At 49.8% G+C, this 14134-nt stretch carries 15 protein-coding genes; 7 read left to right on the plus strand and 8 right to left on the minus strand.

Going from position 1 to position 14134, the window contains the following annotated elements:
- The first annotated feature begins 261 nt into the window (after positions 1–261).
- From QE396_RS07980 to yoaJ, 3 genes are read left to right on the plus strand one after another with little or no spacing between them, the layout of a single operon-like run.
- On the plus strand, positions 262–1290 hold the full coding sequence (locus QE396_RS07980; RefSeq protein ID WP_020884448.1) for a sensor domain-containing diguanylate cyclase: 1029 nt from the start codon (positions 262–264) through the stop codon (positions 1288–1290).
- A gap of 45 nt (positions 1291–1335) precedes the next feature.
- Positions 1336–1434, plus strand: coding sequence for a YoaK family small membrane protein (locus tag QE396_RS07985; RefSeq protein WP_014883431.1), 99 nt, complete (start codon positions 1336–1338; stop codon positions 1432–1434).
- On the plus strand, positions 1435–1509 hold the full coding sequence (yoaJ, locus tag QE396_RS23500) for a protein YoaJ (RefSeq protein WP_071605476.1): 75 nt from the start codon (positions 1435–1437) through the stop codon (positions 1507–1509).
- 54 nt (positions 1510–1563) lie between these two features.
- On the opposite strand, the gene QE396_RS07990 is transcribed toward yoaJ, so the two are convergent.
- From QE396_RS07990 to QE396_RS08000, 3 genes are all read right to left on the minus strand, one after another.
- Entirely contained in the window at positions 1564–1812 is a 249-nt protein-coding gene (locus QE396_RS07990) for a GlsB/YeaQ/YmgE family stress response membrane protein (RefSeq protein WP_006174788.1), read from the minus strand.
- A 275-nt stretch (positions 1813–2087) separates the two neighbouring features.
- Positions 2088–3560 carry a sensor domain-containing diguanylate cyclase gene (locus tag QE396_RS07995; RefSeq protein ID WP_020884449.1) on the minus strand — a complete coding sequence of 491 codons (1473 nt, stop codon included), beginning with the start codon at positions 3558–3560 and terminating at the stop codon, positions 2088–2090.
- A gap of 181 nt (positions 3561–3741) precedes the next feature.
- The gene (locus QE396_RS08000; protein WP_020884450.1) at positions 3742–5262 is read right to left on the minus strand and encodes a cyclic diguanylate phosphodiesterase; all 1521 of its coding nucleotides are present in this window, start codon (positions 5260–5262) and stop codon (positions 3742–3744) included.
- A 237-nt stretch (positions 5263–5499) separates the two neighbouring features.
- Here QE396_RS08000 and QE396_RS08005 point away from each other — a divergent pair, with 237 nt between their 5' ends.
- On the plus strand, positions 5500–7011 hold the full coding sequence (locus tag QE396_RS08005; protein WP_047366431.1) for a cyclic diguanylate phosphodiesterase: 1512 nt from the start codon (positions 5500–5502) through the stop codon (positions 7009–7011).
- On the opposite strand, the gene QE396_RS08010 is transcribed toward QE396_RS08005, so the two are convergent.
- The 5 genes from QE396_RS08010 to icd all read right to left on the minus strand — a co-directional run bounded on the left by QE396_RS08010 (position 7008) and on the right by icd (position 11704).
- The gene (locus QE396_RS08010; RefSeq protein ID WP_020884452.1) at positions 7008–7703 is read right to left on the minus strand and encodes a hypothetical protein; all 696 of its coding nucleotides are present in this window, start codon (positions 7701–7703) and stop codon (positions 7008–7010) included. The two genes, QE396_RS08005 and QE396_RS08010, sit on opposite strands and share 4 nt — an antisense overlap.
- A gap of 243 nt (positions 7704–7946) precedes the next feature.
- Entirely contained in the window at positions 7947–8192 is a 246-nt protein-coding gene (locus tag QE396_RS08015; protein WP_014169620.1) for a YmjA family protein, read from the minus strand.
- 76 nt (positions 8193–8268) lie between these two features.
- The gene (locus tag QE396_RS08020) at positions 8269–8619 is read right to left on the minus strand and encodes a DUF1304 domain-containing protein (RefSeq protein ID WP_020884453.1); all 351 of its coding nucleotides are present in this window, start codon (positions 8617–8619) and stop codon (positions 8269–8271) included.
- Between the two features lie 199 nt (positions 8620–8818).
- Positions 8819–9865, minus strand: coding sequence for a glycosyl hydrolase (locus QE396_RS08025; RefSeq protein ID WP_020884454.1), 1047 nt, complete (start codon positions 9863–9865; stop codon positions 8819–8821).
- 588 nt (positions 9866–10453) lie between these two features.
- The gene (gene icd / locus QE396_RS08030) at positions 10454–11704 is read right to left on the minus strand and encodes an NADP-dependent isocitrate dehydrogenase (protein ID WP_014169617.1); all 1251 of its coding nucleotides are present in this window, start codon (positions 11702–11704) and stop codon (positions 10454–10456) included.
- A 117-nt stretch (positions 11705–11821) separates the two neighbouring features.
- Between icd and rluE the strand changes: the two genes are divergently transcribed.
- Genes rluE through mnmA form a run of 3 tightly spaced genes read left to right on the plus strand, consistent with a single transcriptional unit; the run spans position 11822 to position 14111 of the window.
- On the plus strand, positions 11822–12475 hold the full coding sequence (rluE, locus tag QE396_RS08035) for a 23S rRNA pseudouridine(2457) synthase RluE (protein ID WP_020884455.1): 654 nt from the start codon (positions 11822–11824) through the stop codon (positions 12473–12475).
- Between the two features lie 9 nt (positions 12476–12484).
- Positions 12485–12958 carry an NUDIX hydrolase gene (locus QE396_RS08040; protein ID WP_020884456.1) on the plus strand — a complete coding sequence of 158 codons (474 nt, stop codon included), beginning with the start codon at positions 12485–12487 and terminating at the stop codon, positions 12956–12958.
- 40 nt (positions 12959–12998) lie between these two features.
- Complete coding sequence (mnmA, locus tag QE396_RS08045) at positions 12999–14111, plus strand: tRNA 2-thiouridine(34) synthase MnmA (protein ID WP_032670452.1); 1113 nt, start codon at positions 12999–13001, stop codon at positions 14109–14111.
- Positions 14112–14134 lie beyond the last annotated feature (23 nt).

Below are 14134 nucleotides of genomic sequence, written 5' to 3' on the forward strand. Positions count from 1 at the left end.
GTCATCGCCGCTTTCTCCACGATTTCTCCATCTTAACTGCACTTTTCCACACTACAGTGGCACGTGTTCTCAATGACCAGAGAACATCATTCCGTAATCAAGATGTCTTTGCCCCGGTCTCAACATCGGGGCTTTTTTCTCCCCCGCTCCCCTGTGATGAATATTAATATTTTTATATTCATGTTTTACTATGCCCGAAGTCGAAAAATTCAGCATAACATGCAGATGCAGACGTCTTCTGCATGGGAGTGAGCCTACGTCATGTCGGATATTATCCTTGCCCGTGTTTCAGAAACGCTCGCCACTGAGCAGTCCCTTGAAAGTCTCGTCCGCCAGCTGCTGGAGATGCTGGAGATTGTGACTGAAATGGAGTCCACCTACCTGACGAAGGTCGATATCAATGCGCGGCTGCAGCATATCCTCTACGCCCGCAACAGCAAGCAGATGCAGATCCCTGAGGGGCTGAGCGTTCCATGGGGCGACACGTTGTGTAAGCGCGCCATCGAGAGTGGTACGTTGTTCAGTAACGAGGTGGCTGAGCGCTGGCCGGATTGCGATGCCGCGAAAGCCCTTGGCATTACAACCTACATGAGTATCCCTATTCACCTTGCGGATGGTTCACTCTATGGCACGCTCTGCGCCACCAGCACGGAAAAGAAACATCCCAGTGACCGCGGTGAACAAGTTCTGAAATTATTTGCCGGGTTGATTGCCCAGTATATTCAGAAAGAATCACTGGTGATCCAGCTTCGGGAAGCCAATGCGGCACTCATTGCGCACTCTTATACCGATGCCCTTACCGGATTACCAAACCGCCGCGCCATCTTCGAAGAGCTGACGACCCTGTTTTCACTGGCAAAGCACCTTAAACGCAACGCCATCATCGCGTTTATCGACCTTGATGATTTCAAGCTGATTAACGACCGTTACGGACATGAATCAGGCGATCGGTTCCTGATTGAAGTGGGTAAACGTCTGACTGAAGAAAAACAGGCGGACGAAATAATTGGCAGGCTGGGCGGTGATGAGTTTCTGGTGGCCTCGCTTAGCCAAACCAACAGTACGGGTGAGAACACACAGATTAACCTGCTTAAAACGCGCCTCGACGCCCGTATTGCAGGAGAATACTGGCTGGGGAGCGTGAACATTATTTATCCTGGCGCCAGCTTCGGTGTGATTGAAGTTGACCCCACAGTGACCGATCCGGACAGTGCGTTACGCGCGGCTGATGTCGCGATGTATCAGCATAAGAAAGGAAAAAGCAAAACGCGCTTTCTCGCGATGGATTAACCCCGTACACTCTACGGCGTTATAAAAACCGAAACAGGTGATGGTATGAGAATAGGGATCCTCTTCCCGGTCGTTATTTTTATAACGGCGGTAGTGTTTTTGGCCTGGTTTTTTGTCGGTGGTTACGCTGCTCCGGGGGCATAAATGAGAAAAACAACCCTCATTATGCTGATCGTGGCAATCGTGGCTGTTGCAGGCTCGCAGCTAGGCTGGTGGTAAACCCACCACGTAAAAAGGCCGCCATATGGCAGCCTTTTTCAACATTTATCAGGCTTAGCTTTTGATTTTTCTGTAGATAAACAGAACAACCAACGCACCGATCACCGCGACAGCGAAGCTGCCGAAGTTAAAGCCATCGACCTTACCAAAGCCGAACAGCGTACTGATCCAACCGCCCACCACTGCACCGATAATCCCCAGTATTACGGTGACGATAAACCCACCGCCATCTTTGCCCGGCATAATCCACTTCGCCAGAATACCTGCAATAAGCCCAAAGATAATCCAGGATAAAATTCCCATAAGTTTCCTCTCCGTATGGTTTTTGTCATTAAATCAACGACACAAGAAAGGATAGCACAGGATTTCAGAAAGGAAATTTGTGATAAGCATCACAGTGAGAGAGTGCGCGTTTATTCATCAACAGCACCACAAGAAATATGGGGTTGCATCTTTAGTTGAGAAAGATTATCTTTCTCAACACTGAATAGTTGAGCGAAACACTCAGGTATTCAGTACGACATTGCTCACATTGCTTCCAGTATTTCTTGCCCACTCTAGAGTGGGCTTTTTTTTGCCTACACCGCAACAAAAGCGTGCCGGTTTCGCCCTGCACGTTTTGCCTGATAGAGCGCCTGGTCGGCGGCTATAATGATGTTCTGCTGGCTGCCCGCGATATCCACGGCACGCGCAGTGGAGATCCCGACGCTAACCGTGACCCGCCCGAAGGGACTGAAAGCATGTTCAATATGCAGCGAAAAGACATTGCGAATGATCGTCTGACCGAGGCGGAGCGCTTCCTGGATATCCGTGTCTGGCAGGATCAGTGCAAACTCTTCCCCACCATAGCGCGCCACAACCTGGTTGTCCCGGTTGAGGCTCTCCCTGAGGCTATTTCCCAGCAGGGTTAAACAGCGGTCCCCTTCGGGATGACCATAGTTATCGTTGTATTTTTTGAAGTAGTCCACATCGACAATCAACACCGAAATCGGGGCGTCGCTGGCCGCACAGGCCGCAATTTCTGACAGAATTTTTTCATCAAAAATGCGTCGGTTGAAAAGCCCGGTTAGCGCATCTTCAGACGCAATAATCTTCAGCGCTCTGTTATCCCGTGTTTTTCTGGATAAATCGGAATAAAGGAAACAGGACGCCGCAATGAGTATCGCGGTAAAAACCAAAATGAGTACAGAAAGCTGGAGAGCCTGCTTGCGCCAGGGGGCGAGTGCTTCTTGCGTACTGACCGCCACGGTGGTGACGAGCCCGTAGCGCTTGTTCTTCTCGAAGGCATAAATGCGTTCGATTTTATCAAACCGTGAGACAGAGCTGGCGATACCCGCGTTTTGTACCTTGAGGTATGTCCTGAAGAGAGGCGAATCCGAAACAATTGCGCCGATGTAATTATTTTTAAACGGATGACGTACCAGCAACACGCCTGACTGGGTTGTTAAGCCGATCACGCCTGAGTGACCAATATTGATCTGCCCGTATAACGCCAGAAAATTTTCGATACCCAGCGTAACCACAACGACACCGTTAAACGCGCCGGTAGGGGTTTCCAGCCGACGACTAATGGTTATGACCCATTTACCATTCGTTCTGCTGACCACCGGCTGGCCAATAAAAATCTGCTGGCTCTTATTTTCTTTGTGGTAGATAAAAAACGACCTGTCCACCCCTTTCCGGGGTCCGGAAAAACTTTCATGGAGTGCCGTAAAAATATTCCCTTGCGCATCGTAAACAACCACATTATTTATCTGGATAAGAAGATTATCCTGATTGCTTATCATCCGCTGGATATTTTTGGCCTGTTGTGGGGTCATGCCATAAATTTTGATTATGTCGGAAACCGAAGTAATCAACATTTCACTTTGGCGCATGATCCCTTCGCTGTACACGTCTAAGGTATGGCTCAGGTTGGCAACGCTCGTGTTTATTTGCTGGATTGACTGCTGCCTGGACGTGGCAATTTGGACGGCAAGCGACAGCGAAATGATCAATGAGACAATGATGACGGTAATAGTTGTTGTGTAAAAAGTATTTTTCACATGCACGAGCTCTTCCACCTTATCACGCCTGACATCCCTGGCTGACAACTAGAGTCACTGTAACAAAGCTCAGGATAAGAGGAAAATGAATTGCACTTAAGCATACAACAGAAATCTGATGATATTTCGCTTTTCGCAAACGGGCATCAGATATTATTACTGGGCCCCTTTCACAGAAAAAAATCTCTTACAGACTGACCTTCTCCAGGGGCTTAGATAAGATGACTTTAATAAATTCTTTATACGAGACCGGTTTACCAAAATAGTATCCCTGCAACAGGGTAATCTGATTACGGTTGAGATAGTCCAGTTGCTCCTTCGTTTCTACCCCTTCAGCCACGATATGCAGTGAGAGTTTTTTCGCCAGGTCAATCACACAGTCCAGCAGGATCGTAGAGTCTTTCGCCTCTGATACCCGGTTCACGAAACTTTTATCGATTTTAATATAATCAATCGCCAGCGCGTGCAGACAGGAGAGTCCGGAATACCCGGTCCCAAAGTCATCAAGCGCAATGACGAAACCGGCGTTATGTAACGCATTGAGATTTTCCACCAGATGAGGATTATCGATCAGCGGTTCACGCTCGGTCACTTCGAGAACCAGTTTGACCTCTTTACCATAAAAGCCTTTTCCAAAGACCCGGCAGTCAGCGATAAAAGAAGGCGCATTGATGTGTCTGGCGCTGATGTTCACCCCGATGTGAAATCCGTCCGGCAACTTAGGCAAAAGCGGCTTAAGCTCGGTCACCACTTTCGCCATTAAACTTTTGGTCAGCGGAATTATCAGACCGCTGCGCTCGGCAATCGGAATAAAAACATCCGGTGGGATAAAGCCTGATTTTGAGTGCTTCCACCTTGCCAGCACTTCCACGCCATACAAACCGCCGGTATCGCCATTCACGATCGGCTGATAGTACGGAACGATCTGGCCGTGGATGATGGCTTTACGCAGATCGTCTTCAAACGAGCTGCTTTTCCCCCTGTAGCGACGGATAAGAATGCCGACAGCCGCAGATAACGCAAGGATAAGCAGTATCACGCTCCATCCCTGATGCAGTAAACGCGTCAGGCTGTAAAAGGCGGGAGGCTGCCAGGCCATGCTAAACGGAAAATGTGCCGATGCTGTTAAGGAACCCGCCCACTTCACGGGGGGCCAGCCGGTCACATCGCCCGCGCCGGCTATTGCTTTATCGCCAACAACCAGCCTCAGTCCCGTGTTGTTTGCTGCACTCGCAATAACATCCCGCAAATGCGCGTCGCTAACGCTTACGATAACGCGCCCTTTCGCGACAGGCATCTGAAAAAGTAACACCGGAATGCCGTTCACCAGGCGATTACCGGGGAGCAGCATCAATCCTTTGTTGGGCAGCGTCTGCGGGCGAACAATCAATACGCCGTTTCCGGGAAGGGAGGTACAGACGATCCTGCCCTGCTGCTCAATCATAATGGCGCGAAGATGCGGTTTCAGCGCAGCTTCCGAACCCAGTTCACGCTGTCCGGTGTCGGTACACCCTTTGGCGGCGACCCGTTTTGCGGTATTTGCAGCACTGACAGCCTCAGCAAGAATGGCCTCAATTTTACGCGTGCTTGCGGCGGCGGTTTCGGCATAATTTGACCGGGCCATATGCCACAACTGCCAGTTAATGATCAGCATGCCACTCAGAAACACAAATAAGGCACACAGAATGGGGAGCATAACGTTGCGCACGATTTTTTCCTTAAGAGAAAAATGCTCATTTATGACCTGTATAAGGCGATCGCCTGGCAAACTCTGCGCTGCTTAAAGCAATGTGAAAAGTTTAGTTAAGATTTATCTTAAAAAACTGGTACTTCCGCATGAGTTACTCTGACTGAATAAGATAAACCTCCGTTATTATCAGGCTTGTGCCTTGCCCTGGCTGTGTTAAGATTTGTGCAATCAGGGAGCGGACGGGACCACTGGAAAATGAAAAAGATCATTGCCGTTGCTATCATTTCAACGTTGCTGGTCGCCCTCTCTCTCTACGCGGTTAATGCGGTTATCGTGGCCCAGCAAAAGAGCAAACAGCTCGAGGTTTCCCATTCCCTTTTGCAATATTCAGAAGGCCTCTCTCAAAGTGTGGCGCAGGCGCTCAAAAGCATTACTACACAGGGTTGTGATAAAACCAGTCTCGATAGTTACAGGCAGATAAAGTTAGATAGCCTCTATTTCGGGGATATCGGTTTTATTGAAAAGGGGAAAATAGCCTGTACTGCTTTTTGGGGTAAACTCGCCACTCCCGTTGCCCTTCCTGCAGAGCTGCATAAAACGCCACGGGGTTTTCTTCTGGCACAGTTTTCCAGAAAAGATTTTTTTACAGGCAATGCGGCAATTTATAATAACGTGATTATATTCACCTCCCGCTATGCTTACGATAAGTTCACGCCGATTACGGCGAACTATTCACTGAGTACGACGACCAAAGATTTCGGCAGAACATTTTTCTCAGCCTCCCCGGTGATAAAAGAACAGAGCTGGCTGCATTCGAATCTGTTTACCTTAACCCTGACGCAGTGCAGCGCCGTATGGGATTTGTGTGTGATCGTGAAGCATCACAACGCAGGGCTGGCTTCATTGTCTCTGGTGGTGTTTACCCTTCTCACGGCAATTCTGGCTTTCATCTGGATAGCGATCACGCTGTTTTTCTTCCGCATCTATGAAGATCGGTTCTCACTGGAGCGCACGCTGGTTAACGCGGTAAAAGCCAATACCATCAGCGTTAACTACCAGCCCATTATTCGAATCCAGGATAAAAAAATGGTGGGCGTTGAAGTTCTGTCGAGATGGCGCGATAACAATCATGGAGAGGTCTCGCCTGAGCTCTTTATTCCCTTAATTAAGAAAATTGGCCTGTATCAAAAGTATTATATCAATATCATCGAAAAATCCCTGGCAGAAATCGCCTCGCTGGCGATTAAACATCAGCTGGTGATTTCATTAAATATTGGCCGAACCGAGATTGAAGACGGGCAATTCATTAAGATTCTGTGTCGTGAGTGTTTAGTGAATAGCATTCCACTCTCCTTGATAAAAGTCGAACTCTCTGAAAAGGCGGTTTCCACTGCGGATGTTCTCGAAGGGTTCTGTCAGGCGTTAAAATCATTGGGTGTGAGAATATCAATTGACGATTTTGGAGTACAAAACTCTAACCTCGCCCGCATATCGCTTCTGGAATACGATGAGATCAAAATAGACAAATCGCTGGTAGATGGTATTAATGAGCATTATAAACAGAATATATTCGTCATCTTTAGTGACGCCCTCGCCAGACTGAATAAAACGCTCGTCTTTGAAGGTGTGGAAAGCGAAACGCAATATCGCTTTATCGCTGACCGGTATCCTGATGCCCTGATTCAGGGGTGGTATTTCTCTAAATCACTGACCATTGGTGAACTGACGCAGCAACTTAACAACGATAAGCAAAAACCAGCGCGTTAACGTGTCAACATTGACGACGTGACGGCTCTGCATAGCGTCCAGTTATAATTCACGACGTTGAGTTTTAGCTCTCCGCAAACCTCACCGTAACGCTGCATGCGGCGCTCCCGGAAAAACGCCCTCAGTGATTCAGGCAGACAGTCTGCCTGGTAGCGCAACAGCGTAGTGTGCCAGAACGGCGCTGGCAAAGGGGTATTGCCATGGCGTAAGCGCAACGCCGCTTGCCAGTCCGTGGTTAACAGACGTTCACAAAACGCCTGCCGCTGCCTCAAGGCAAGTGTATCGGGTATGCCTGCAAGCAAGAGCTGGTTGGGCAATGCCACCAGCCTGAGTTCCCGAACCGTGATGCCCAGACCGGCAAAAGGGGTCCATGCGTCGATAAGCTGATGCGTCTTCGCCGGTAACGGTGCATTCTCGTCGTAGAGAGGGAGCGTTATGGGTACGAAGGTGAAATGGAAGCCGGATGGCGGCTGGAGGTCTACTAACGAGTCGTGGCGGGTCAACGCCCGCAGTTCCCGAAACAACATGTCGAGAGACGCGGTCATTTCCGGCTGGAAACCTGTCGCCAGTGCGAGCTTTTGCGTAGCATAAAACGGCTCCCTTACCGCTCCGATACCGTCCCGCGTTTCCCAGAGCGCCAGCGTCTTCGCGTTGGTGTCGTGGTAATGTTTTTCCAGATCAGACGTTTCCATTTCTTTCCTAAAAACATATAGTCGTCACATTCAGACCGTAGATTACCCTGAAGCACACTCTCATTTGGTTAAAACGTGAAAAATTCTCTGTTGTTTCCGCTGGTACTCTTTTTCCTGATCGTTATTTTCGCCCTGCTCATCGGTAAACCCTCAACGCACATCCCGGATAAAAAATGCATGTGGTCCGATAGCGTGATGCTGAGCTGTTTAGCAAAGCATCATCACAACGGTTTTTGAGGCGGACTATTCATTTCCCCACTGATTGAGGAAGTTCGCAATATCATCAATGCGCGCGCTACGGATGCCGGCTTCACTGGCCATCTCTTGCTGGGCTTCCTCGCTGATCTCTTCATTGTTCGATAAACGGGTGAGCAGCAACTGGAAATAACAGGCAAGAGGATCGCGCTCTGCCTCACTTACCGGCTCCGCGGCTTCCGACGCGTATTCATCGACGATGTCATAATATTTAAGTGGAATTTCATTGTGCATAAATAGTCTCTTCTCTGACCTTTAAGGGTAATGCCTGAGTATATCGGACGGCACTCTTAGACCAAAGCCTTGTTAATCAACGCAACCACAATGCAATCAATGCAGCCAGCGCCGGTAAAGCCTGAACATAGAGTATTTTTCGGCTGGCGGTCATGGCACCGTAAATGCCCGCAATCAACACGCAGGTCAAAAAGAAGAAGACCACAGGAACACCGCTTTCACCAAGCCACAGTCCCCAGAGCAGTCCCGCTGCCAGAAAACCGTTATACAACCCCTGATTTGCGGCCAGCACGCGGGTATCGCGTGCAAAATCAGGGCTGAGATTAAATGCCTTGTGGCCTGTTTTTGTGTTCCACAGGAACATTTCCAGCACAAGTATGTAGAGATGAATTAATGCAACAATAGCGACAAGGATCGTAGCTAACATCTTGCAGTCTCCCGCAGGCAGAGGAAAAAAACGGGGACCTTCTGGCCCCCGTTCACGTTTAACCCAGAATCTGGATGACATATTCGCGATGATCGCGTCGCCAGACTCTGAACATTTTAGCATCTTCTATAGCGTTAACGATCGGGCCAGCGACTTCAACCATTTTATATGGTGCATCAACGTGACACCGGAACGTACATTAACTCAGAACGCTGCCGTTCCATACATCTCCGAGATTTATTACCCGGTCATTATTGTATGCACCAGAGGCTTTCAGGTTTTTCAGCGGGCTCCAGTCATTGTTCCAGGGGATAAACATGGTTGCTTTAGGGTATTTCTGAAGAATAACACTCACTAAGTTTGCATAATCAAACTGGCCGTTAATTGTTGATGGCCCCACTTCTGCAAAGGCAAACGGCTTATTCAATGCCACCATTTCATCGTAACCGTTTACAGTGGCAGGATTGTCTGTATACAAGTCCAGGCCAGTAATATCAACATACTCTGCGCCAGGGTAATAAGATGTCTTATAATCCCGGTTTGCATCAGGAGAGAAGACCCAGAGTAAATTGTTTAACCCTTTCGTTTTAACGAAATAGTTAAAGATATCCTGATACAGGCGTCGATACAGATCCATACGTACAGTATCGTTTGTATTCTCACCGGTTGCCCCCCACCAGAACCACTCGCCATTCATCTCATGCAAGGGTCGATAAAAGACGGTGACACCTTTCTCATTCAGTTGCTGTAGGCCCTGAGCGACCTTATCAAGCATTGCCAGCCAGCGTCCACGCGACGGTGTTCCAGACTGTAAGATTGCAGAAAATTCATCATTACTCACAGGATGCTTGAGAGCCCCCTTTCCATCACCAGGATTATTCCCCGCAAAACAAGGGTTTGGTAAATGGTGGCTGATCGCGACCAGTCCGCCTTTTTTCCAGTGGTCGATCAGATCGGCATTACAACCAAAATCGATCAAACTGGCTTCCTCTCCTGGGGTGCAGGCATCCCAGCCACGGGCATAGTCAGCGCTATAAATAGCGGGGAATTTCCCGGTCAGGGCCTGCAGGTCTTTTCCTTGTTGCAAGGAAAAAGCATCGACGCCGCCGATATTGCTATAGCCACCAAAAATACCTGAAATGAGCTTTTTACCCTGTCGTTCGGACAGACCACTCAACCACTGATAAATCATTTTCGCATTATTATCTGCAGACTGATTTGCGGGTACTACAGTAAAAGTACTCATTTGTAGAATATCCTTACATCTCGATTGGAAAATACATGGCAATGAATGACCATGCGTGTTTGCTATGTACACAATAAAACCGATATTGCCCGGCTTTATTTTTTCGTACAGTTTGTCTGGCTTTTCCCACTACCGCGGACAGTGCCAGCGCAGCAATACCGTTTGATTAGACAACTTGCTGCGACAGGGATATTTATATCAGCCGTCTGCTTAAAATGATGCTAATTCACGTTGTGCTATCTCCCGTAATACGAGTGATATTCCGCACACCAGAAAGTTATGCTGACAACAGAATTAATGAGGGTTTCACCGTAACCGTCGCACCCGATAAGTTAGATCAGGTATTCATGAGCGCGGCACCGGTTGAGGCCGGACACCATAACAATGAATTTAGTGAGATGTGGAATTAAGATATTCAAGAAATTTTGGGGCATACATCGCCGAATCAAACGGCGAAAGCGCATGATGGCCCGGTAGAGCGTGGACGGTAAATGCTATTTAAGGGAGGGGTTTTGATAACCGTACGAAATCGAATAATAAAAAACGGGAACCCATCGGCTCCCGTTCTTGTTTAACCCAGCAAGTGGATTACATGTTCGCGATAATCGCGTCGCCAAACTCTGAACATTTCAGCAGCTTAGCGCCTTCCATCAGACGTTCGAAATCGTACGTTACGGTTTTGGCGTTAATCGCGCCTTCCATACCTTTAACGATCAGGTCTGCGGCTTCGAACCATTCCATATGACGCAGCATCATTTCTGCAGACAGGATGATAGAACCTGGGTTCACTTTATCCTGGCCGGCATATTTTGGTGCCGTACCGTGGGTCGCTTCGAACAGTGCGCACTCGTCACCGATGTTCGCACCAGGGGCGATACCAATACCGCCAACCTGCGCCGCCAGGGCGTCAGAGATGTAGTCACCGTTCAGGTTCATACAGGCGATAACGTCATATTCAGCAGGACGCAGCAGGATCTGCTGCAGGAACGCATCGGCGATCACATCTTTAATGATGATCTCTTTGCCGGTGTTCGGGTTCTTGATCTTCTGCCATGGACCACCGTCAATCAGCTCACCACCGAACTCTTCCATCGCCAGCTGGTAGCCCCAGTCTTTGAATGCGCCTTCGGTGAACTTCATGATGTTGCCTTTGTGAACCAGCGTCACAGAGTCACGGTCGTTGGTGATCGCGTATTCAATAGCCGCACGCACCAGACGTTTAGTCCCTTCTTCGGAGCAAGGCTTGATACCGATACCGCAATGTTCAGGGAAGCGAATTTTCTTCACGCCCATCTCTTCGCGCAGGAATTTAATCACTTTCTCTGCGTCAGCAGAGTCCGCTTTCCACTCGATGCCCGCGTAGATGTCTTCTGAGTTTTCGCGGAAGATAACCATGTCGGTCAGTTCAGGGTGCTTAACCGGGCTTGGGGTGCCCTGATAGTAACGAACCGGACGCAGACACACGTACAGGTCCAGCTCCTGACGCAGCGCAACGTTCAGGGAACGAATACCGCCACCGACTGGAGTTGTCAGAGGGCCTTTAATAGCAACGCGGTAGTCGCGGATCAGGTCCAGCGTTTCAGCTGGCAGCCAAACGTCCTGGCCATAAACTTGAGTAGATTTTTCACCGGTGTAAATTTCCATCCAGGAAATTTTACGCTCGCCTTTGTAGGCTTTCTCAACAGCGGCATCAACCACTTTCAGCATTGCCGGGGTAACGTCTACACCGATACCGTCACCTTCGATGAACGGGATAATCGGATTGTGAGGAACGTTAATCTTGCCGTTTTGCAGGGTGATCTTTTTACCTTCCGCCGGAACAACTACTTTGCTTTCCATTAACCTCTCCTTCGAGCGCTTCTGGTTGTTACTGATCTTATGTTAATAAATTGTAATGAGCCCTTCGATAGTACCTGATTGTCCGACGCCATGAAAGGTCTTCGTTAATAGGCTATAATGCGGCAATTGATAACGTCTGAAAATACCATGAAGAAAACTTCTTTTACAAAACACCGGGTTGAGCGATTCAGCTCACGACAAGCCGCCAGAAGACCACAAGAATCCCAGCCAAAGCGGGTGATTTTGTTCAATAAACCCTACGATGTTTTGCCGCAGTTTACTGACGAAGCCGGACGCAGCACGCTGAAGGATTACATTCCTGTTCAGGGCGTCTACGCCGCTGGCCGTCTGGACCGGGATAGCGAAGGACTTCTGGTCTTAACCAACGATGGTGCCTTACAGGCCAGGCTCACTCAGCCGGGCAAACGCACGGGAAAGATTTACTTCGTCCAGGTTGAAGGTGAACCGGATGATGAGACGCTGGCGACATTACGCCGCGGCGTGACGTTAAACGATGGTCCTACCTTGCCTGCAGGTATTGAGCTCGTCAGCGAGCCGGAATGGCTGTGGCCACGCACGCCGCCTATCCGCGAGCGCAAATCCATCCCGACGAGCTGGCTCAAGATCACCCTTTATGAAGGCCGTAATCGCCAGGTTCGCCGGATGACCGCACACGTGGGCTTCCCTACCCTGCGACTTATTCGCTACGCCATGGGCAACTTCACCCTGGATTCACTGGCAAACGGTGAATGGCGGGACGTTACCCCTTAAGGAGTCACTATGTTTAAACCGCATGTCACGGTCGCCTGCGTGGTTCACGCGCAGGGTAAGTTTCTGGTCGTAGAAGAGAGTATTAACGGCAAGGCGCTGTGGAACCAGCCTGCCGGGCACCTAGAAGCCAATGAAACCTTACTGCAGGCCGCTAAACGCGAACTGTGGGAAGAGACCGGTATCCACGCGGAGCCGCAGCACTTCATCCGTATGCACCAGTGGATTGCCCCTGATCACACCCCGTTCCTGCGCTTTTTATTTGCCGTCGAGCTTAGCGAAACGTGCGCCACAGAGCCGCAGGACGATGATATCGATCGCTGCCTGTGGGTCACTGCCGAAGAGATCCTGAACGCGCCAAACCTGCGCTCGCCGCTGGTTGCCGAGAGTATCCGCTGCTGGCAGTCTGCTGGTCGCCTGCCGCTTGAGGTGATTGGAGAATTTAACTGGCCGTTTACAGAGGGTGCCAATGGTGGGGGGGCGTGATAGAATACGCCGCCTTGAAGTTCAATGTCGTGAGTATTCCATGTCAGATAACAGCCAGAAAAAAGTGATCGTCGGCATGTCCGGCGGTGTCGATTCCTCCGTTTCCGCCTACCTGTTGCAACAACAGGGCTATAAGGTGGAGGGCCTGTTCATGAAGAACTGGGAGGAAGATGATGGCGAGGAATATTGCACTGCTGCTGCGGATCTCGCCGATGCGCAGGCGGTGTGCGATAAGCTGGGCATTGAACTGCACACCGTTAACTTTGCCGCAGAATACTGGGACAACGTCTTCGAGCTTTTCCTTGAAGAGTACAAAGCCGGTCGTACCCCGAACCCGGACATTCTGTGCAACAAAGAGATCAAATTTAAAGCCTTCCTGGAATTCGCCGCAGAAGATCTGGGCGCAGACTATATTGCGACCGGGCACTACGTGCGTCGTGCCGATGTGAATGGCAAAAGCCAGCTGCTGCGCGGTCTGGATGGCAACAAAGATCAAAGCTACTTCCTTTATACACTCAGCCACGAACAGATTGCGCAAAGCCTGTTCCCGGTAGGCGAGCTTGAAAAGCCGCAGGTGCGTAAAATCGCCGAAGAGCTGGATCTGATCACTGCTAAGAAAAAAGACTCTACCGGTATCTGTTTTATCGGCGAGCGTAAATTCCGCGATTTCCTTGGTCGTTACCTGCCGGCACAGCCGGGCAAAATCGTTACCGTCGACGGTGATGAAATTGGTCAACATCAGGGGCTGATGTACCACACGCTGGGCCAGCGTAAAGGGCTGGGTATTGGCGGCACCAAAGAAGGCAGCGAAGATCCGTGGTACGTCGTAGATAAAGATGTCGAAAACAATATTCTGGTTGTTGCTCAGGGCCACGACCATCCGCGTCTGATGTCCGTCGGCCTCATCGCACAACAGCTGCACTGGGTCGATCGTGAGCCGCTGAAGGGTACGCTGCGCTGCACGGTAAAAACACGCTATCGCCAGACCGATATCCCTTGTACCGTCACCGCGCTGGATGATGAACGCATTGATGTGCGTTTCGACGAGCCGGTTGCGGCGGTCACCCCAGGCCAGTCCGCCGTATTCTACAGCGGCGAAATCTGTCTGGGCGGCGGGATCATTGAACAGCGCCTGCCGCTGCCGGCCGTTTAACACGATTGCACACATAAAGGAGA

This window comes from Enterobacter sp. SORGH_AS_0287, from assembly GCF_031453695.1.
Classification (GTDB): domain Bacteria; phylum Pseudomonadota; class Gammaproteobacteria; order Enterobacterales; family Enterobacteriaceae; genus Enterobacter; species Enterobacter ludwigii.

Coding starts and splice junctions, on each gene's coding strand:
- QE396_RS08010 (WP_020884452.1), bottom strand. CDS start 7,703: ATGGAAACGTCTGATCTGGAAAAACATTACCACGACACCAACGCGAAG.
- mnmA (WP_032670452.1), top strand. CDS start 12,999: ATGTCAGATAACAGCCAGAAAAAAGTGATCGTCGGCATGTCCGGCGGT.
- rluE (WP_020884455.1), top strand. CDS start 11,822: ATGCGGCAATTGATAACGTCTGAAAATACCATGAAGAAAACTTCTTTT.
- QE396_RS08005 (WP_047366431.1), top strand. CDS start 5,500: ATGAAAAAGATCATTGCCGTTGCTATCATTTCAACGTTGCTGGTCGCC.
- QE396_RS08040 (WP_020884456.1), top strand. CDS start 12,485: ATGTTTAAACCGCATGTCACGGTCGCCTGCGTGGTTCACGCGCAGGGT.
- QE396_RS08025 (WP_020884454.1), bottom strand. CDS start 9,865: ATGAGTACTTTTACTGTAGTACCCGCAAATCAGTCTGCAGATAATAAT.
- QE396_RS07980 (WP_020884448.1), top strand. CDS start 262: ATGTCGGATATTATCCTTGCCCGTGTTTCAGAAACGCTCGCCACTGAG.
- QE396_RS08020 (WP_020884453.1), bottom strand. CDS start 8,619: ATGTTAGCTACGATCCTTGTCGCTATTGTTGCATTAATTCATCTCTAC.
- QE396_RS07990 (WP_006174788.1), bottom strand. CDS start 1,812: ATGGGAATTTTATCCTGGATTATCTTTGGGCTTATTGCAGGTATTCTG.
- QE396_RS07985 (WP_014883431.1), top strand. CDS start 1,336: ATGAGAATAGGGATCCTCTTCCCGGTCGTTATTTTTATAACGGCGGTA.
- icd (WP_014169617.1), bottom strand. CDS start 11,704: ATGGAAAGCAAAGTAGTTGTTCCGGCGGAAGGTAAAAAGATCACCCTG.
- QE396_RS08015 (WP_014169620.1), bottom strand. CDS start 8,192: ATGCACAATGAAATTCCACTTAAATATTATGACATCGTCGATGAATAC.